Origin of the sequence: Dokdonella sp., assembly GCF_019634775.1 — a bacterium.
In the GTDB taxonomy this organism is placed as follows: domain Bacteria; phylum Pseudomonadota; class Gammaproteobacteria; order Xanthomonadales; family Rhodanobacteraceae; genus Dokdonella.
In genome coordinates this window covers 161,620-179,947 of the sequence record NZ_JAHCAS010000001.1, presented here as the reverse complement: position 1 = coordinate 179,947, position 18,328 = coordinate 161,620, and the positions used below count along the sequence as shown (strand labels likewise).

At 66.3% G+C, this 18,328-nt stretch carries 16 protein-coding genes; 5 read left to right on the top strand and 11 right to left on the bottom strand.

The window, feature by feature from the left end:
* Nucleotides 1-164 precede the first annotated feature (164 nt).
* Nucleotides 165-1,232, top strand: coding sequence for a hypothetical protein (locus KF907_RS00770; RefSeq protein ID WP_291217110.1), 1,068 nt, complete (start codon nucleotides 165-167; stop codon nucleotides 1,230-1,232).
* 112 nt (nucleotides 1,233-1,344) lie between these two features.
* On the opposite strand, the gene KF907_RS00765 is transcribed toward KF907_RS00770, so the two are convergent.
* From KF907_RS00765 to KF907_RS00750, 4 genes are all read right to left on the bottom strand, one after another.
* A complete protein-coding gene (locus KF907_RS00765; protein ID WP_291217108.1) occupies nucleotides 1,345-2,139 on the bottom strand; it encodes a TSCPD domain-containing protein in 795 nt (264 codons plus the stop codon).
* Nucleotides 2,140-2,216: 77 nt separating this feature from the next.
* Complete coding sequence (locus KF907_RS00760; protein WP_291217105.1) at nucleotides 2,217-2,525, bottom strand: hypothetical protein; 309 nt, start codon at nucleotides 2,523-2,525, stop codon at nucleotides 2,217-2,219.
* A gap of 81 nt (nucleotides 2,526-2,606) precedes the next feature.
* The gene (locus KF907_RS00755) at nucleotides 2,607-3,173 is read right to left on the bottom strand and encodes a hypothetical protein (protein WP_291217102.1); all 567 of its coding nucleotides are present in this window, start codon (nucleotides 3,171-3,173) and stop codon (nucleotides 2,607-2,609) included.
* A gap of 86 nt (nucleotides 3,174-3,259) precedes the next feature.
* Nucleotides 3,260-5,407: an adenosylcobalamin-dependent ribonucleoside-diphosphate reductase gene (locus KF907_RS00750; RefSeq protein WP_291217099.1), complete on the bottom strand. Its 2,148-nt coding sequence runs from the start codon at nucleotides 5,405-5,407 to the stop codon at nucleotides 3,260-3,262.
* A 355-nt stretch (nucleotides 5,408-5,762) separates the two neighbouring features.
* Between KF907_RS00750 and KF907_RS00745 the strand changes: the two genes are divergently transcribed.
* From KF907_RS00745 to KF907_RS00730, 4 genes are all read left to right on the top strand, one after another.
* Nucleotides 5,763-7,106: a Do family serine endopeptidase gene (locus KF907_RS00745; protein WP_291217096.1), complete on the top strand. Its 1,344-nt coding sequence runs from the start codon at nucleotides 5,763-5,765 to the stop codon at nucleotides 7,104-7,106.
* A 267-nt stretch (nucleotides 7,107-7,373) separates the two neighbouring features.
* Nucleotides 7,374-8,462, top strand: coding sequence for a substrate-binding domain-containing protein (locus KF907_RS00740; protein WP_291217094.1), 1,089 nt, complete (start codon nucleotides 7,374-7,376; stop codon nucleotides 8,460-8,462).
* Nucleotides 8,463-8,474: 12 nt separating this feature from the next.
* Nucleotides 8,475-9,161 carry an HAD family hydrolase gene (locus KF907_RS00735; RefSeq protein WP_291217091.1) on the top strand — a complete coding sequence of 229 codons (687 nt, stop codon included), beginning with the start codon at nucleotides 8,475-8,477 and terminating at the stop codon, nucleotides 9,159-9,161.
* A 21-nt stretch (nucleotides 9,162-9,182) separates the two neighbouring features.
* Nucleotides 9,183-10,577 (top strand): leucyl aminopeptidase family protein, encoded by a 1,395-nt coding sequence (locus KF907_RS00730; protein WP_291217089.1) that lies wholly within the window; start codon nucleotides 9,183-9,185, stop codon nucleotides 10,575-10,577.
* Between the two features lie 129 nt (nucleotides 10,578-10,706).
* Here the strand turns inward: KF907_RS00730 and KF907_RS00725 are convergent, their stop codons facing one another.
* From KF907_RS00725 to mltB, 7 genes are all read right to left on the bottom strand, one after another.
* Nucleotides 10,707-12,926, bottom strand: coding sequence for a carboxy terminal-processing peptidase (locus KF907_RS00725; RefSeq protein WP_291217086.1), 2,220 nt, complete (start codon nucleotides 12,924-12,926; stop codon nucleotides 10,707-10,709).
* A gap of 48 nt (nucleotides 12,927-12,974) precedes the next feature.
* A complete protein-coding gene (lipA, locus tag KF907_RS00720) occupies nucleotides 12,975-13,952 on the bottom strand; it encodes a lipoyl synthase (protein WP_291217084.1) in 978 nt (325 codons plus the stop codon).
* A complete protein-coding gene (gene lipB, locus KF907_RS00715; protein WP_291220197.1) occupies nucleotides 13,949-14,635 on the bottom strand; it encodes a lipoyl(octanoyl) transferase LipB in 687 nt (228 codons plus the stop codon). Before lipB ends, lipA begins: the two co-directional genes overlap by 4 nt.
* A 180-nt stretch (nucleotides 14,636-14,815) precedes the next feature.
* Nucleotides 14,816-15,106 (bottom strand): DUF493 family protein, encoded by a 291-nt coding sequence (locus tag KF907_RS00710; RefSeq protein ID WP_291217081.1) that lies wholly within the window; start codon nucleotides 15,104-15,106, stop codon nucleotides 14,816-14,818.
* Entirely contained in the window at nucleotides 15,106-16,344 is a 1,239-nt protein-coding gene (locus KF907_RS00705) for a D-alanyl-D-alanine carboxypeptidase family protein (RefSeq protein ID WP_291217079.1), read from the bottom strand. The genes KF907_RS00710 and KF907_RS00705 overlap by 1 nt, the downstream gene beginning before the upstream one ends.
* Before the next feature lie 52 nt (nucleotides 16,345-16,396).
* A complete protein-coding gene (locus KF907_RS00700; protein WP_291217076.1) occupies nucleotides 16,397-17,290 on the bottom strand; it encodes a septal ring lytic transglycosylase RlpA family protein in 894 nt (297 codons plus the stop codon).
* The gene (gene mltB, locus KF907_RS00695) at nucleotides 17,287-18,306 is read right to left on the bottom strand and encodes a lytic murein transglycosylase B (RefSeq protein ID WP_291217073.1); all 1,020 of its coding nucleotides are present in this window, start codon (nucleotides 18,304-18,306) and stop codon (nucleotides 17,287-17,289) included. The genes KF907_RS00700 and mltB overlap by 4 nt, the downstream gene beginning before the upstream one ends.
* Between the last annotated feature and the right edge of the window lie 22 nt (nucleotides 18,307-18,328).

Sequence of the window (18,328 nt, the reverse complement as noted above, 5' to 3'; positions counted from 1 at the left end):
GTCAGGTTCACTTTCGACAAGCCGATCGGTCTGGTTCCGTTCGAGGATGTTCTGATCAATCCCGCACAGGACGGTGACGCCGTTGAGGGATTGATCAGAACATCCTAAAGGGGGCGGTCACCGAATTGCGTAGGGTGAGGTAACCCACATTCGGAGATTTTCCCGTGCGTGCCTGCCTTCTGTCCGCGATACTCGCCGCCCTCGTGTTCGCCCTGCCAGCTCGTGCCGACATGGGCATCGGTGGTATTGCGCGTTCCGGGCAGGTCAATCTGCCGCTGCGGATCTTCGGCCCCGAGGTCAACGGCACGGGTGCGGCGTCCTGGGAGATGAGCGGTCCGGCTATGGGTGCCCAGGACACCCAATGGGTAACCTATGAGCCGAACGAGCGCCTGCTCTACCTTTCGGACTTCTACGGTCGGGCGATCCGCGTGTATCCGGCGTTCGCCACCGGCAACGTCGCCCCGCTGCGCGTCATCAATCCGCCGGTGCTCTCGCAGACGCGTGCTAACGCGCCGGTATTCGCCCACGACGAACTCGGTGTCATCACCACCAACTGCTGCATCGCCACGTATCCGCTGCACGGCAATGGCGACACGGTTTCGCCTATCCGCACGATCCTGTGGGGCGGTGGCTCGAATCAGACCACCCAACTCAACAGCCCCGCCTCACTGACCTACCTGCCTGACAGCGACGAATACGTGGTCATCGATTTCGAGCCCGGCACCAACGCGAGCCGCGTCATCTTCCACGCGCGAACGGCCAGCGGCTACACGGCACCGACGCGCACGATCACCGGCAACGGCGTCGCCGGCGCCGTCGGCATCGCCCACGATCCACGCACCCATCTCCTCTACGTGCTCGCGAAAACGACGCTCGCCGACTCCAGCCTGATCGGTCGCGTCGCCATATTCCCCGACACGGCCAGCGGCAATGCGGTGCCGCTCTACACGATCGCCGGCGGGCTTACCCAACTCAACCGTCCAGCCGGCCACTACTTCATCGGCATCGGCCATGATCCGTACGAACGCCGCATCATGGTCAGCAGCAGCTCGTCAACCGGTTCGGCCGACCACCGCGTGATCGTCTTCAATGAGGACGCGGCCTACAACGCCGTACCACTGCGCGACCTCTCTGGTGACACGCTCAGTCCGGGCTATCTCGGCACGCCGTTCGGCGTGCCCTCGTGGGACGTCATCTACCGCAACGGCTTCGACCTCCCGCCGCCGGAGTGAGGGGCACAAGGCGTGCGGCGGACCCGTGCTGCGTGTCGCTGTCCCGGTTCCGGCGCCGCCATTGCGGGATTGTCCAGAGCATCCCCAGTCGCTTCAGGCGTGCGGCGGGTTCCTACCCGCACTTTGAGTACCCGCAGTTAAGACAGGTCGCGCAGCCGTCCATGATGATCATGGCCGTGGTGTTGCATTTGTGGCAGAGGGTGGCGCCAGGGGGGAACGAGGCGGTGGAGCCTTCTTCCGCGGGGGAAGGCGAGACCCTGGACCCCGACGTGCGCCGGGTTGACGCTTCATCCGCTGAAGGCGCAGAGGCACCCTCGCTCACGCTAGGTTTTTTTTTTGTGCGGTTTTCGTAGGCGGCTCGCTTTTCGGCGACGAGCTTCTTCTGCGCCTCGTCGAGTTCGGGGTCGTGCAGGAGGCCAATCATCTTCATGTGCTGCTCGATGACGGCTCCGAGTTCGGCGACGATGCTCGGCATGTACACACCGCCGGCCTTGAAGTAGCCGCCGCGTGGGTCGAACACGGCCTTCAGTTCCTCGACGAGGAAGGTGACGTCGCCGCCTTTGCGGAACACGGCGGACATGATGCGGGTGAGGGCCACGATCCACTGGAAGTGGTCCATGTTCTTCGAGTTGATGAATACCTCGAAGGGGCGACGCAGTTCGTGTTCAGTGCCCTGGTTCAGCACGATGTCGTTGATCGTGACGTAGAGGGCGTGCTCGAACAGCGGCGATTTGATCTTGTAGGTGGCGCCGATCAGGGTCTCGGGGCGCTCGACCTTTTCGTGCATCTGGATCACTTCGGCGGTCGGCGTGACCGGCGTGGCGCTCTCGTCGGAGGCCGGGGCGGCCTTGGCGGGTTCGTCCGGCTTGACGACGCTGTAGCCCGTGATCTTCTTGGTGATCTTCATCGTGGTGTCTGTGTCTGTGTGTTGGATGCCACAACCAGGGCGCCACGTGGGCGCCCTGGTGGGCAAGGAAATGAGGATCAGGCTTTCTTCTTCGCAGCCTTTTTCACGGCTTTCTTCGCCACCTTGCGGGCCGTCTTCTTCACGGCCTTCTTTGCGGCCTTCTTTGCGGCCGGTTTCTTCGCAGCCTTTTTCGCAGCCGGTTTCTTGGCGGCCTTCTTCGCTGCCTTCTTCGCGTCGGCTTCCTTCTCGGCCTTGCTCTTGCGGGCAAGGTCGGCGCGGTGGGCGCGGGCGTAGTCCTGGATGTCCTTGAACGTGCCGTCGGCGTTGCGGACGGCATAGAGCTTCTTGCCTGCACTGCTGCGCAGGACGGTGCGTTTTGTTGCCATGCACGACTCCGTTGCGGCTGGGGCGTGGACGTCACCGGCCGGCGCCGCAGGGCCGGCCGATGGCGTACGCGGCCTGCGAAGTTACCTGCGCTTGCCGGCCTTTTTGGTGGCCTTCTTTGGTGCGGCCTTCTTCGCGACCTTCTTGGCGGCCTTCTTCGGTGCGGCCTTCTTCGCGACCTTCTTGACGGCCTTCTTCGGTGCGGGCTTCTTCGCGACCTTCTTGGCGGCCTTCTTCGGCGCGGCCTTCTTCGCGACCTTCTTGGTGGCCTTCTTCGGAGCGGCCTTCTTCGCGACCTTCTTGGCGGCTTTCTTCGGTGCGGCCTTCTTCGCGGCAACCTTGGCCTTGACCTTCTTGACCGCCTTCTTCACGGCCTTCTGCGCCGACTTCGCAGCGGCGACGACCTTCTTCTCGGCCTTTTCCTCGGTCTTCTTGACCTTGGCGACGACGGTCTTGACCGTGCGCGCCGCCTGCTTCTTCGCCTTCTGCACGCCGGTGGCGACCTTCTTGCCGGTGGCGACGACGGCATCCTTGGCGTCGCTGGCGACGTTGCTGACGAAAGCGGCTGCGCTGCTGGCCGCGTCCGCGATCGCGCTGCCCATTTGGCTGGCGCCTTCCTTGATCTCGTCGATGGTGCTTTCGTTGCTCATGTTCCCCTCTCCGCTACTGGTTGGTACCCGTGGTTTGACGACGTTTCCGGTGGCGACGCGGCGCGTGCGCCACGTCTGCCGCCGCTTCAGAACTTGCCGTAATAGCCTTCCTTCAAGGCGTCGAACAGGTTGGCCGCGGTGTGCACTTCGCCGTCGTACTCGATCTGTTCGTTGCCCTTGACCTCCACCGTCGTGCCGTCTTCGAGTTCGAAGCGGTAGAGGGTGTTCTCCAGATCATGCTCCTTCACGAGCACTCCTTGGAAGGCCGCCGGGTTGAACCGGAACGTGGTGCACCCTTTCAGCCCCTGCTCGTGGGCATAGCGATAGATGTCCTTGAAGTCCTCGTAGGGGTACGAGGTGGGGACGTTGGCGGTCTTGGAAATCGAGGAATCGACCCATTTCTGCGCTGCGGCCTGGATATCGACGTGCTCGACCGGGCTGATGTCGTCGGCGGCGACGAAGTAATCCGGCAGCTTCTCCTCGGGCTTGTCCGAGAACGGCATCGCCCGGCCGTTGATCAGCTCGCGATAGGCCAGCAGCTCGTAGCTGTAGACCTCGACCTTCTCCTTGGACTTCTTGCCCTCGCGGATGACGTTGCGGCTGTAGTGGTGGGCGAAGCTCGGCTCGATGCCGTTGGAGGCGTTGTTGGCCAGGGACAGGCTGATCGTGCCGGTCGGGGCGATCGAGGAATGGTGGGTGAAGCGTGCGCCGACCTCGGCCAGCTCGGCGACCAGTTCCGGGGCGACCTCGGCCACGCGCTGCATGTAGCGGCTGTACTTCGCGTGCAGGATGCGGCCGGGGATCATGTCGCCGACCTTCCAGCCATCGCCGGCCATCTCCGGACGCTTGCGCAGCATCTCGCCGGTTACGGCGAACTCGCGGGAGAGGATCGGCGCCGGGCCCTTCTCCTTGGCCAGGCCGAGGGCAACCTCCCAGCCGGCCACGGCCATTTCGCGGGCGACATCCTCGGTGAACGCGCAGGCTTCCTTCGAACCGTAGCGCATCTTCAGCATCGTCAGGGTCGAGCCGAGGCCGAGGAAGCCCATGCCGTGGCGGCGCTTGCCGAGGATTTCGTCACGCTGCTGCTCGAGCGGCAGGCCGTTGATCTCGACGACGTTGTCGAGCATGCGCGTGAACACGCGCACGACTTCCTTGTATTCCTCCCAGTCGAAGCGCGCCTTCGGTCCGAACGGATCGCGCACGAAGGTGGTCAGGTTGACCGAACCGAGCAGACAGGAGCCATAGGGTGGCAGTGGCTGCTCGCCACAGGGGTTGGTCGCGCGGATGTGCTCGCACCACCAGTTGTTGTTCATCTCGTTGACGCGGTCGATCAGGATGAAACCGGGCTCGGCGTAGTCGTACGTCGAGACCATGATCATGTCCCAAAGGTGGCGTGCGCGAATGTGGCCGTAGATCTTGCAGGCGACCAGGCCGTCGTCGCGCACGACGTAGTTCTTCGTGGTCGGCCATTCGCGCCAGGTCACCTTGCCGGCGTCGGCGAAGTCGATCTCGTGCTGCTCCTTGACGTGCACCGGGAACACCAGCGGCCAGTCGGCATCGTCCTTGACCGCCTGCATGAAGCCGTCGGTGATCAGCAGTGAGAGGTTGAACTGGCGCAGGCGCCCGTCCTCGCGCTTGGCGCGGATGAATTCCTTCACGTCCGGGTGCGAGACGTCGAACGTGCCCATCTGCGCGCCGCGGCGGCCGCCGGCGGAGGACACGGTGAAACACATCTTGTCGTAGATGTCCATGAAAGACAGCGGGCCCGAGGTGTAGGCGCCGGCGCCGGACACGTACGCGCCGCGCGGGCGCAGCGTGGAGAATTCATAGCCGATGCCGCAGCCGGCCTTCAGCGTGAGCCCGGCCTCGTGGACCTTGTCGAGGATGTTGTGCATCGAATCCTCGATCGTGCCCGACACGGTGCAATTGATCGTCGAGGTCTTCGGCTTGTGCTCGGCGGCGCCCGCGTTCGAGGTGATGCGCCCGGCCGGGATCGCGCCGCGCCGCAACGCCCACAGGAAGCGTTCGTACCAGTAGGCCTGCTTTTCTGCATCGGCTTCGACGTCGGCCAGCGCTCGTGCAACGCGCTGGTAGGTGTGGTCGATGCTGGCGTCGACTGGGGTCCCTTGCTTGGACTTCAGCCGGTACTTCTTGTCCCAGATGTCGTGTGAGGCGGGTTGCAGTGGAATCGCGACCGCGCCGCGCGCGAGTCCTTCAAGACGCACCGTACTCATTGCCTGGGTGTCCTCCCGCTGGTTCTTGTTCCGGGCGGATCGCCCGGTGTCGTGTTGCTGAGCCATGTCGTTGGCCACTCGCACATGGACGGATGCAAGCACCCCGAGCGGACGCGGATACCGATCCGTCGATCGACTGCTGCCCCCAAACTCTTGTTTCCATCCTGTTGCGGGACCACAACATCTTGTGGTTCTGGCATGGCTACCCGTACCGTACGCCGGTGCCCGGTGACTTGTAAAGGGATGCGACGGAAAGTTGCCCTGTCGAGGGGGATGGAGCCGGACGAGAGGTCGCTCCACCGGAACCCCCGCGCCCCGCCGTGGTCACAACGCCGTCCGTCCGCCGGAGTCCCGCATGCGTCCGTCCCTGGTCTCGCTCATCGTCGCCACCGTCGCTGTGCTCGCCGCCAGCGGCGTGCAGGCAAGCCTGCCGCAGTCCGTCGAGGGACAGCCGCTGCCGTCGCTGGCGCCGATGATCGACCGGGTGACGCCGGCGGTGGTCAACATCAACACGAAGACGCGCGTGCAGGTGCGCGACCCGTTCTTCGATTTCTTCAACATGCCGAACGTGCCGCGCGAACGCGTGCAGCAGTCACTGGGTTCGGGCGTCATCGTCGATGCGGCCAAGGGCTACGTGCTGACCAACAACCACGTGGTGCAGGGGGCCGACGACATCGACGTGACCCTGCACGACGAACGCACGCTGAAGGCGAAGGTGATCGGTTCGGATCCGGACACCGACTTGACCGTGCTGCAGATCCCGGCCGAACGCCTTGAGGCGGTGCCCATGGCGGCATCGAGGAACCTGCGCGTCGGCGACTTCGTCGTTGCCATCGGCAATCCGTTCGGGCTTGGCCAGACCGTGACTTCGGGCATCGTTTCGGCACTCGAGCGCACTGGCGTCGGCCGTGGCTACCAGAGCTTCATCCAGACCGATGCCTCGATCAACCCGGGCAACTCCGGCGGTGCACTGGTCAATCTGCGCGGCGAACTGGTCGGCATCAACTCGATGATCTTCTCGCCGTCGGGCGGCAACGTCGGCATCGGCTTTGCGATCCCGAGTGACCTTGCCGCCGAGGTGATGCGCCAGCTGGTCGCCTTCGGTGAAGTCAAGCGCGGCGCGCTCGGCATCGATACCCAGGACATCACCCCGGAACTGCTGCGCATGCTCGCGCTCGACACCGCGCGTGGCGCGGTGGTGACGCGGGTACGCAACGGCTCGCCGGCAGCCGAGGCGGGCCTCCGGCCCGGCGACGTCGTCACCAGCGTCAACGGCAAGACCATTGCCTCGCGCCAGGACCTGCACAATATCGAGGGGCTGAGCCCGATCGGCAGCGTGTTGACCCTCGGCGTGCGTCGTGACGGCCAGCCTTTGACGATGGCGGTGGCGCTGAAGGCGGCGCAAGTCAACACTGCACGCGGCGCCGATCTCGATCCGCGCCTGGCCGGCGTCCAGCTTGCCGACCTCGCAGCCAACCAGCGCCGGCGTGGCCTGGCCGGTGGCATCGCGGTGAAGAACGTTGCCCAGGACAGCCGTGCCTGGAGCAGCGGCCTGCGCCCGGGCGACATCATCGTCGGCGTCAACCAGCGCGATGTCGAGGACACGGACAATCTCGCCGATGCGCTTGCGCGTCGTCCGCGCCAGCTTCTACTGACCGTGGTGCGCGGGCAGAGCGCGTTCTATCTGCTGCTGCAGTAGCCCCGGCGAACGCAATGTGAGCCCCTGTAGGAGCCCGTTCACGGGCGATGCTCGTTGCCGCTTTCGTACTGAAAAGCATCGCCCCTGAAGGGGCTTCTGCGAAAATGGCGAGAGGGGTATGGGCCTTCGTGTTGCCGACTCCGCTGCTCTGCGCCACGCCGGCCGCGTGGTAAGGTTGCGCCTTCGTTTTCGAGCCGGTTTTTCCATCCATCCATGCATGTTTTCCGCTTGCAATCGTTGTTCACGTTCCTTGTAGCAACCACGCTCGTGATCGCGGGCTCCGCCTTGGCGCAGGGGTCTGCTGCCAGGCCCGTCGCGAAGAAGCCCACGGCCTTCGTGCCGGCGACGACGATCGTCTGGCGTGGCGACATCGTCTCGGCGCGCGGTTTCACCAACGACCTCGTCAACGAGTTCCGCAAGGAGAAAAGAGGGCTGCTGACCGTACAGACGTTCAGCACGATCTCCGGCATCGACGGCGTGCGTGCCGGCACCGCGGACATTGCCGGCGTGGCGCGGCCGATGCACGAGAAACGCGAGGAGGAGCGGGAGCTCGTGTTCCAGCCGGTGGCGCTCGACGCGATCGTGCCACTCACCCACCCGCGCAACCCGGTTTCGAACCTCACGCTTGCACAGTTGCGCCAGATCTACCTCGGTCGCATCAACAACTGGAAGGAGCTCGGTGGTGCCGACGCTGCGATAAACCTCTATGCCGTGGCGGCGCCGCTCGATGGCGTCGAGTTCAGTTTCCGTCGCCTGATGTACAAGCGTGGCGAGCAGAAGGTGGCCGCACCGCGCCTCTACCTCAATACCAGCAAGCTCGAGGAGGCGATTGCGATCGACCCCGCCGGCCTCGGTCTGTCGACATTGTCGAGCAGCTACGCCAACAAGGGCGTGAAGTTGATGACGGTCGAGGGGCGCACGGCCAGCACGCCGACCATCGCCGACGGCAGCTATCCGCTGTTCACCACGCTCTACGTGACCCATCGTGCCGACGCACCGAACATTGCGGCGATCGAGGACTTCGTGCTGTTCCTCGACTCGCCGACCGCGCATGCGGCGATGCGCCGCCATCAGCTCGTGCCGTATGCCGAGGCTGGCGACATCCATGCGCGCGACGGCGAGCGTCTGGCCTTCATCGACGCGGCCATCGTCGATGTGACGCCGGCCGACGTCGCGGCAATGCCGCGCACGCGCGATCCGATCATGTCGGCACCGCGAGCCACGCTCGAATCACGCATGCGTGCCGCCCCGACCGCCGAGTCGACCCAGGCCGCACGCGAGAATCTTGCGCGTGCCGAGGCGGAGAAGGCTGCCCGCGAAGCCGAGCGCGCCGCCAAGTCCAAGCCGAAGCCCTGAGCAGGCGGCGCGATGGACATCCGCGCGATCTCACTCGATCTCGACGACACCCTGTGGCCGATCGCGCCGGTCATGCAGCACGTCGAGCGCAGCGTCGATGCGTGGCTGCGCGAACACTGCCCCGAGGTCGCCGCAGCCTGGCCGATCGAGGCCTTGCGCGCCCTGCGCGACGAGGTCGCGCGCGATCATCCAGAGCACGCCCACGACTTCCGTGCCCAGCGCAAGCTGACCCTGCGCCGCGCATTCGCTCCGTTCGGGCTCGGCGAGGACTGGGTCGAACGCAGCTATGCGATCTACGTGCGTGCACGCAACGAGGTCGACTGTTACGCCGATACCGTGCCGGCACTCGCCGCCCTGGCCGCACGCCTGCCGCTGGTCAGCATCAGCAACGGCACAGCGGAACTCGAGCGCATCGGTCTGGGAGAACACTTCCGCTTCAGCGTCGCCGCCTGTGACGTCGGCGTGGCCAAGCCGGCGCCGGCGATCTTTCACCATGCCTGCGCACGCCTCGGTCTCGCGCCGTCACAGGTGCTGCATGTCGGCGACGATCCACACACCGATGTGGCGGGCGCGCACGCCGCCGGCCTGCATACGGTCTGGATCAACCGCAACGAGGCGACGTGGAGCGGCGATGTGGCACCCGACCTGGTCGTGCACGACCTCGGTGAACTGGCCGCCTGGCTCGCCATGCGCACCTGAACCCTGTTGACGAGGATATCGATGGATGCCCTGATTCCAGTCGCCGCCGCGAACCATCCGGTTCCGCTCATCGCCGTCGATGCGATCGGCTTCGATGCCATCGTCGCCAAGCTGGGCGAAGCGGCACGTGCAGCGTGCACGGCCAACGGCTTTTCCGGCGAGGACGGGAGGTTTCTTGCCGTCAGCGCGGCCGATGGCACCACCGTCATGCTGGCTGGCTGCAGCGAGCGCAACGGCATGTACGCGCTGGCCAGCCTGCCGCAGGTGCTGCCGGTGGGCGACTACCTGCCCGACGCGCGCGGCCTCGCCCTCGATCCTGTCCGGGCCGCACTTGGCTGGGCACTGGGCGCATATCGGTTCACGCGCTACCGCGTGCCGACGCGTGCGGTGGCACGCCTGGCCGTCGATGCGGACGTGCGCGCCACGGTGGCGCCGTTCGTCGAGGCGGTGTATCAGGTACGCGACCTCGTCAACACGCCGACCCAGGACATGGGTCCGGCCGATCTCGCCGGCGCCGTGCGCGCCCTCGCCGAGCGGTATGGCGCAACCTATCGGGAATGGAGCGGCGGCGAGCTGCTCGAACAGTTTCCGACCATCCACGCGGTCGGCCGCGCCGCCAGTGCCGAGCGCCAGCCACGTTTCGCCACGCTGACGCATGGGCCGGCCGACGCGCCGCATGTCGTCATCATCGGCAAGGGCGTGTGCTTCGACACCGGCGGCCTCGACCTCAAGGCGGCCGATGGCATGCGCTGGATGAAGAAGGACATGGGCGGCGCCGCGCACGCGATCGCATTGGCCGGGCTCGTCCTGGCGGAACAACTGCCGGTCCGCTTGACCCTGGCCATTCCGGCGGTCGAGAACGCGGTCTCCGGCGATGCCTTCCGGCCTGGCGAGGTGATCCGCACACGGGCCGGCTACATGATCGAGATCGACAACACTGATGCGGAGGGCCGCTTGGTACTCTGCGATGCGCTGGCCTGGGCCGGCGAGCAGAAGCCCGACCTCGTCGTCGATTTCGCCACCTTGACCGGAGCCGCGCGCGTCGCTCTGGGGCCGGAGCTGCCGGCGCTGTTCTGCAACCGCGACGAGATCGCCGAAGCCATGCTTGAGGCAGCGCGCGCGACCCAGGATCCGCTGTGGCGCCTGCCGCTGTGGCGGCCGTACCTGAGCATGCTCGATTCGCATGTCGCCGATCTCGCCAATTCCGGCGCCTCGCGCCATGCAGGTGCGATCACCGCCGCGCTCTACCTCGAACGCTTCGTGCCGGAAGCGACTGCCTGGACGCATCTCGACGTGTACGCCTGGAACGATGCGAACAAGCCCGGCCGGCCGCGCGGCGGCGAGGCCCAGGGCCTGCGCGCGCACTTCGAATTCCTGAGGCGGCGTTACCGGAGCCCCTTGTCGGAGCCCGTTTAGGGATTGATCGGAACATCCTTTACGGGCGATGCAGTTGTCGATCGCGTCGGAATGCATCACCCGTGAACGGGTTGCTACGAAAGATCACCGCTGTGCGGAGCCCCGTAGCCCCTTCAGCGGCGATGCTCCTCAATTCGTCGCATCGACCTTCGGCACCGGGATGCGTGCGGCGAGTTGGGTATCGTTGCGGATCAGGTCGACCTGATCGATGAGGATATTGGCCGCTTCGTTGAGCACGACGTCGCGGCGTGCCTTGCGCTCCTGCTCGCGCTTGAGGTCGCTGCTGATGCTGCGCTCGTCCGCCTGCAGGCCGTCGTCCTCGGTGGCGGCGACGGCGTGCTCGCCCTCGGTGACGGCGTCGGCTGCCTTCTGTTCGGGTGTGGTGGTTGCCCTGGTCACCGGGTTTTCCGCCGGGATGGCGGTGCCGGCCAGCGCCGCCTCGCGCGCCTTGCGCCGGGCCTCCTGTTCGTTGCGCTCCTTGATCCGCGCATCCTCGTTGAGCGAGATCGTCTTCTTCTCGCGCAGCTTCTTCGCGTCGGCGATCTCCTCGGCGAGGTTCCTCCAGCCCGTGTCCTTCGAGGTGCGCGCATCGTGGCGTGCGACCAGCATCGGCACCAGCGGCTTGAGGTTGGCAACCGGGGAGTAGTCGGCCTTGGCGATCGAGGTCCACGGCAGGGCGTTGTCGTAGCTCGACTCGCCATAGTCCTCGGCGCCGACGCTCGACGGGAAGTTGATGTCAGGAGTGACGCCACGCAGTTGGGTCGAGCCGCCATCGATGCGGAAGAACTGCTGCACGGTCATCTTGAGGTTGCCGTAGGTCTGCTTCTCGTTGCGCGCCATGTCGTCCATGCTGAGCAGGTTCTGCACGGTGCCCTTGCCGAAGGTCGGCTCACCGATGACGATGCCACGGCCATAGTCCTGGATCGCGGCAGCAAAGATCTCCGAAGCCGAGGCTGAGGCACGATTGACGAGCACGGCGAGCGGGCCGTTCCAGGCCGATCCTGCCCTGCTGTCCGCCTTCACTTCGACACGTCCGCCGGTCTCGCGGATCTGCACGACCGGGCCCTTGTCGATGAACAGGCCGGTGAGGTCGGTGGCTTCGTCGAGCGAGCCGCCGCCGTTGTTGCGCAGGTCGACGATCACGCCATCGACCTTCTCCTCGCGCAGTTCGCCGAGCAGGCGCTCGACGTCGCGCGTGGCGCTGCGGTAGTTGGCTTCGCCGCGGCGGCGTGCGTCAAAGTCCTGGTAGAAGGTCGGCAGCGAGATCACGCCAACGCGGCGCGTGGCGTCGCCCTGTTTGACGTCGATGACCGACTTCTTCGCCGCCTGCTCTTCGACATTGACCTTGTTGCGGGTCAAGGTGAGTGTCTCGTGCTTGCCATCGGGACCCGCCGTCTCGGGCAGGATCTCGAGGCGCACCACGGTACCCTTGGCACCGCGGATCTTGTCGACGACGTCGTCAAGGCGCCAGCCGATCACGTCCACCAGCGGTCCGGACGTACCCTGGCCAACCGCGAGCACGCGGTCGCCGGGCTTGAGGCGGCCGTCGATCGCGGCCGGTCCACCCGGAATGATCTCGCGGATCGCGGTGTATTCGTCCTGGCGCTGCAGCACCGCGCCGATGCCCTCGAGCGAGAGGCGCATGGCGATGTCGAAATTCTGCGAGGCACGTGGGCTGAGGTAGTTGGTGTGCGGCTCGATGGACATCGCGTAGGCGTTCATGAACGTCTGGAAGACGTCTTCGCCGTTGAGCTGGTGGGTGCGGTCGAGGTAGTTCGAATAGCGCTTGTCGAGCGTCTCGCGGATGTCCTTGTCGGCCTTGCCGGCGAGCTTCAGGCGCAGCCAGTCGTTCTTGACGCGCAGGCGCCACAGTTCGTCGAGTTCGGCGCGATCCTTCGGCCAGGGCGCCTTCGCGCGGTCATAGGCGTAGCTTTCGTCCTTGCTGAAGTCGAACGGTTTGGCCAGCAGCTCGCGCGCATGGGTCAGGCGTTCGGCAGCGCGTTGCTGGTAGATCGCGAACATCGCGAACGGTGCGCCGAGGTCGCGCTCGTAGATCGCATCGTCGAGCTTGTCGCGCGTCGCGGCGAAGCCGTCGATGTCGGCCTGGGTGAAGAACAGATGCTCGCCGTCGAGCGAATCGAGGTAGGCGTCGAAGATCTTTTCCGACATCGCATCGTCGAGCGGCACCGGCTTGTAGTGGAAGCGCGACAGGAAGCGCATCGCCCAGATCGCGGCCTCGGCCTGGTCGGAGGTCGGCTTGAGGGCAACCGCCGAGGCGGTCTCGGCGGGCTTGGCCACGGCCGTACCGAGAGCGGTGACGAGGGCCAGGCTCAGAACGATGCGACGCATGCAACTCTCCAGGTCGATCAGGGCGGGCACGGCCCGCCGGTAACGGAATCAGGCGACGTCGACGAAACCGGCCGCGTGGGCCATCTCGTCGGCATGGTAGGACGAACGCACCATCGGGCCGGAGGCGACGTGCTCGAAGCCGAGCGCGTGGCCGTGGTCGGCGAGGGCGGCGAACTCCTCGGGCGTCCAGTAGCGCAGGACCGGGTGATGGTGTGCGGTGGGCTGCAGGTACTGGCCGATCGTGACCATGTCGACATCATGCTGGCGCAGATCGTTCAACGTGCGATGAACCTGGTCGAGGTTCTCGCCGAGGCCGAGCATGATGCCGGACTTGGTCGGGATGTGCGGGTGTTGCGCCTTGAAGCGGCGCAGCAGGTCGAGCGACCACGCGTAGTCGGCGCCGGGCCGCACTTCGCGATAGAGCTCCGGCACCGTCTCGATGTTGTGGTTGAACACGTCCGGCGGATGCGCGGCGAGTGCCTCAAGGGCGCGTTCCATGCGGCCCTTGCCGCGGAAATCCGGAGTGAGGATCTCGATGCGGATGCCCGGGTTCTCGAAGCGCACCGCGCGGATGCAGGCGGCGAAATGCGCGGCGCCGCCGTCGGCGAGGTCGTCACGATCGACCGAAGTGATGACCACGTAGCGCAGGCGCATGTCGCGGATCGTGCCGGCGAGCTTGGCCGGCTCGAGCGGATCGGGCGCCTTCGGTCGGCCATGGGCGACGTCACAGAACGAGCAGCGCCGTGTGCAGACCTCGCCGAGGATCATGAAGGTGGCCGTGCCCTTGCCGAAGCACTCGTGGATGTTCGGGCACGAGGCTTCCTCGCATACGGTGACGAGGCGGTTCTCGCGCAGTTTCGACTTGAGCTGGGCGACGGCGTTGCCCGGCGGGATGCGCACGCGGATCCACGATGGCTTGCGCAGGGTCGGTGCATCGACGAAGGTCGCGCGGTTGCGCGCGATCTTGTCCTCGCCGAGTTGCTTTTCGCCGACCACGGTCAGCGGGATGGTGCGGGTCTCGTTCATGCGGCGTCGACCGCGCCGGTAGCGGTATCGCACCTGCGCATGGGGAGTTCCGCAGCGGCCGGCTGCGGCCGGAAACCGAACTGCCTGGCGAACGCCTCGACGAGGGCATCCTCGACGGCCGCCAGCGAGCCCGGGCCGCCCAAGTCTAGCACCTGGGTCACGGCGAGGCCGCGGAACCCACAAGGGTTGATGCGCCGGAACGGTTCGAGGTCCATGGCCACATTGAGGGCGAGGCCGTGGAAGGTGCAGCCGCGACGCACGCGCAGGCCGAGCGCGCCGACCTTGGCCTCACCGACGTAGACACCGGGCGCGCCTTCACGGCGCATCGCGACGATGTTCCAGTCGGCCAATGCGTCGATGATCGCCTGCTCGATGCGGCAGACCAGTTCGCGCACGCCCAGGCCGAGGCGACGCAGGTCGAGCAGCGGGTAGCCGACGATCTGACCGGGGCCGTGGTAGGTGACCTGGCCGCCGCGCTCGACCTTGACCACCGGGATATCGCCCGGCGCGAGCACGTGTTCGCTGCGCCCGGCCTGGCCGAGGGTGAACACGGGGTCGTGTTCGAGCAGCCAGAACTCGTCGACGGTGTCGGCATCGCGCGCATCGGTGAATGCGCGCATCGCCTCGAGCACGCGTTCGTACGGCTGGCGGCCGAGGCGGCGGACGACGAGCGGACGGGTCATCGCCGCGGTGTGGGGGTCGGAACAGGCATTCACAACGGCATCCTCGCGCGAACGTCCGGGTTTTGCATCCATGCCGGAAGCCATTGCCGGCGCTCCGCTTCGTCGCCGGCGCCTGCACCCAGCGCGCGCCATCGCGGCTGAAGCCGCTCCCACGGAGTGGGCCTCGCCCGTGAACGACGCCTACAAGGTCCAGCGCACCGCCGGGTCGGCGCGCAGGGCGGCGTGGACGGCATCGTAGTGCGCGCGGTCGGGACAGGCGAAGCTGGCCGACACCGACACGTAGTTGCCGGCGCTCGACGGTTTGGTGCGCACGCTGCCCTCGGTGACAGGCAGGCCGAGGCTGCCCAGCACGCCGCGCAGCTTCGCCTCGAGGCCGGCGTCGGCACGGCCGAGCACGGTGACTTCGAATTCACCCGGGAACTGGAAACCCTGGTCGGGATTGCGTGCAGCGAGGTCGCCGAGGTCGCGCATCACGGCTCCTGCGGCGGCACGCTGGTTGCCGCACTGTCGTCACTCTTGAACCAGAGCATGACGCCATGGCCGAGGCGGGTGAAGAAGCCGCCTTCGGGTGCATCGGCGAGGGTGATGATGGGGCGCTCCACGAGCACCTTGCCGTCGAGCTCGACTTTCAGGGAACCGATCGCCTGGCCCTTGGCGAGCGGCGCGATGATCCGCGCGGGCAGGTCCATGCGCGCCTTGAGATCGCCATAGCGTCCGCGCGGCAGCACGATGTTGACGTCCTCGGCGACGCCAACGGCGACCGTGTCAGACTCGCCCTTCCACAATTCCGGTGTGGCCAGCGGTTTCGCCGCTTCGTAGAGGCGGTGCGATTCGAAGAAGCGGAAGCCGTAGTTCAGCAACTCCTGGTTGGCGTCGGCGCGCGCCTTCTCGCTGTCCGCGCCCATGACCACGGCGATCAGGCGCTGGCCGTTGCGCAGGGCCGAGGTGGCGAGGCAGAAGCCCGCTGCGCGGGTGTGGCCGGTCTTGATGCCATCGACGCTGGAGTCACGCCACAGCAGGGTGTTGCGGTTGTGCTGCTTGATGCCGTTCCACTCGAAGTCCTTGATCTTGTAAATCTCGTATTCGGCCGGATAGTCGCGGATCAGTGCGCGCGACAGGATGGCGACGTCGCGCGCAGTCGTGTAGTGGTTCTCGTTCGGCAGGCCGCTGGCGTCGACGTAATGCGTGCCGGTCATGCCGAGCTGCCGCGCGTACTGGTTCATCAGGTCGGCGAACAGCGGCTCGGAACCAGCGGTGTGTTCGGCCAGCGCGATCGCGGCATCGTTGCCGGACTGGATGATCATGCCGTACAGCAACTGCCGCAGCGGCACCTGGCTCCCGAGGGCGAGAAAACTGGTTGAACCATCGGTGCCGGCGCCACCGGAGCGCCAGGCGTTTTCGCTGATCGTGACCATGTCGTCCAGGCTGATCTTGCCGTGCGCGGTTTCGGCCGAAACGACGTACGAAGTCATGATCTTGGTGATCGAGGCCGGCTCGACGCGCAGGTCCGCATTGCCCTCGACGAGGATCTGGCCGGTCGCATGGTCCATCAGCACGAAGCTTTTCGCCGGTGGATTCGGCGGCGGCGGCGCCGGCGCGGGTGTGGCGGCAGGCGCGACCGGCTGTGGCACCGGCTGTGGCGCCTGTGCCTGGGCGAGGCTGGTGGCGACCAGGGTGGTGCCGGCGAGGGCAAGGCTGAACAGCTTCATCTGGGGAAAGGATCCTCGGTTCATTTGGCCGGAAGCGGGCATTGTCGCCCGATCAGTCGTCGATCGCCACGCGCGGTGTACCGAAGCCGAGCCGTTCGAGGCGCTTGCCTGTCGTGTCGGCGGCGTCGATGTCGGCGAGCGGACCGAGACGCACGCGATGGATCGTGCGTCCATCCACGTCGATGGTAACGATACGCACATTGCCGAAGCGTTGTGCGCGCAGCTCGCGTTCGATGCGCTCGGCGTTGGCACGCTCGGCGAACGCGCCGAGCTGCAGGTAGATGTGCGGTTCGCCGGGTGCGACCGGCTGGGGTGCCGGCAGCGGCGTCGCCTCGGGATGCGCAGGATCGATTGCGCGCACCTCGACCAGGCCGGTGCCCTTGGGCCAGATGCCGATGCGCACCGCGGCGGCATAGGACAGGTCGATCAGGCGGTTGTCATGGAACGGGCCACGGTCGTTGACGCGCACGATCACGCTCTTGCCGTTCTCAAGATTGGTAACGCGAGCCCAGCTCGGCAGCGGCAGCGACTTGTGCGCGGCGCTGAACTGGTACATGTCGTAGGGTTCGAGGCTCGAGGTCATGTAACCGTGGAACTTCGCGCCATACCATGAGGAGATGCCGCGTTCGACGTAGCCGCGTGCATCGGGCAGCACGACATAGCTCTTGCCGAGCACGCTGTAGGGCGATTTGTTGCCGTAACGCGAACGCGGCTCTGGCTTGGGCACCGGCTCGACCAGGCTGGCGATATCGACGCGAACGCCGTCCGGTTCGCTGTCCCGGGTTTTGCGGTAGCGCTGCGATTGCGGCAGCTGCGTCTCGTGGACCGGTGCAGCGGGTGTTGCCGGTGATGATGTGCTTGGCGGCTGCGGGCGCGGCTTGCGCGCGACGCATGCGGCCAGCGTGAGTGCGAGCAGCGCAAGGGCGCAGGCACGCAGTGCGGTCATGGCACTGGTCCGGCAATGCCTTTGGCGATTTCCTGCGACAACTGCCAGACCGCCATCGCGTACAGCGGACTGCGGTTGTAACGCGTGATCACGTAGAAGTTGCGGAACGTGATCCAGTGTTCGGCGCCTTCGGCGCCTTCGAGCACGAGCAGGGTTGCAGTGCGTGTGGCATCGTCGACGGCGTCGGCTGGTGCGTAGCCCCATTCCCCGAGTTGCTGGAGCGGGTAGGCTGGCTCGAGGCCCTTTGGCTCGAGCGGGCGCGCCTCTGCCGTCGGCGTCGTGCGCGTGGCCACCGGCGCGCCGGTTTCCCAGCCATGGGCGGCGAAGTAGTTGGCGACGCTGCCGACGATGTCCGGCACCGAGTTCCACAGGTCGATACGGCCATCACCATCGTAGTCGCGCGCCCAGTTGGCGATGCTGGTCGGGATGAACTGGCCCCAGCCCATCGCGCCGGCATACGAGCCGACCAGTTCATCGAGCGGATAGGCGAGGTGACCGTTGCCGAGCAGGAACAGCTGGCGCAACTCGCCACGGAAGAACTTCGCACGTGGGGGATAGTGGAAGCCGAGCGTGACCAGGGCGTCGAGCACCCGCCATTTGCCAACGATCTGACCGTAACTGGTCTCGACGCCGATGATGGCGACGACGATTTCGGGGGCGACGCCGAACTCCGCCCCGGCACGTTCGATGAGTTCGCGGTTGGCGCGGTAGAAGGTGATGCCGTCGTCGATGCGCTTGCGGGTAAGGAAAATCGGTCGGTAGTCCTTCCACGGCTTGGCCTCGGCCGGGCGCGCGATCGCCTCCAGGATCGCCGGCTGCACCTTGGCTTTCGCCAGCATGGCAAGCACGTCGGCTTCGACCAGGCCGTCGTTGACGGCCAGTTCGCGCGCGAATTCGACGTGGGCCGGGTCGGGTGCGGGCCGGGCGGTGGCGGTGGAGCTGCATGCAGCGACGAGGCCGCCGGTGAGGATGAGACCGTACAACGACACGAATGGCTTCAAGATCGACGCGCCCACGCGGAAAACCGCGCCTACTGTA

Coding starts and splice junctions, on each gene's coding strand:
- KF907_RS00760 (WP_291217105.1), bottom strand. CDS start 2,525: ATGGCAACAAAACGCACCGTCCTGCGCAGCAGTGCAGGCAAGAAGCTC.
- KF907_RS00765 (WP_291217108.1), bottom strand. CDS start 2,139: ATGAAGATCACCAAGAAGATCACGGGCTACAGCGTCGTCAAGCCGGAC.
- KF907_RS00745 (WP_291217096.1), top strand. CDS start 5,763: ATGCGTCCGTCCCTGGTCTCGCTCATCGTCGCCACCGTCGCTGTGCTC.
- KF907_RS00735 (WP_291217091.1), top strand. CDS start 8,475: ATGGACATCCGCGCGATCTCACTCGATCTCGACGACACCCTGTGGCCG.
- KF907_RS00755 (WP_291217102.1), bottom strand. CDS start 3,173: ATGAGCAACGAAAGCACCATCGACGAGATCAAGGAAGGCGCCAGCCAA.
- KF907_RS00725 (WP_291217086.1), bottom strand. CDS start 12,926: ATGCGTCGCATCGTTCTGAGCCTGGCCCTCGTCACCGCTCTCGGTACG.
- KF907_RS00750 (WP_291217099.1), bottom strand. CDS start 5,407: ATGAGTACGGTGCGTCTTGAAGGACTCGCGCGCGGCGCGGTCGCGATT.
- KF907_RS00710 (WP_291217081.1), bottom strand. CDS start 15,106: ATGCGCGACCTCGGCGACCTCGCTGCACGCAATCCCGACCAGGGTTTC.
- KF907_RS00705 (WP_291217079.1), bottom strand. CDS start 16,344: ATGAAGCTGTTCAGCCTTGCCCTCGCCGGCACCACCCTGGTCGCCACC.
- lipB (WP_291220197.1), bottom strand. CDS start 14,635: ATGACCCGTCCGCTCGTCGTCCGCCGCCTCGGCCGCCAGCCGTACGAA.
- KF907_RS00700 (WP_291217076.1), bottom strand. CDS start 17,290: ATGACCGCACTGCGTGCCTGCGCCCTTGCGCTGCTCGCACTCACGCTG.
- KF907_RS00730 (WP_291217089.1), top strand. CDS start 9,183: ATGGATGCCCTGATTCCAGTCGCCGCCGCGAACCATCCGGTTCCGCTC.
- lipA (WP_291217084.1), bottom strand. CDS start 13,952: ATGAACGAGACCCGCACCATCCCGCTGACCGTGGTCGGCGAAAAGCAA.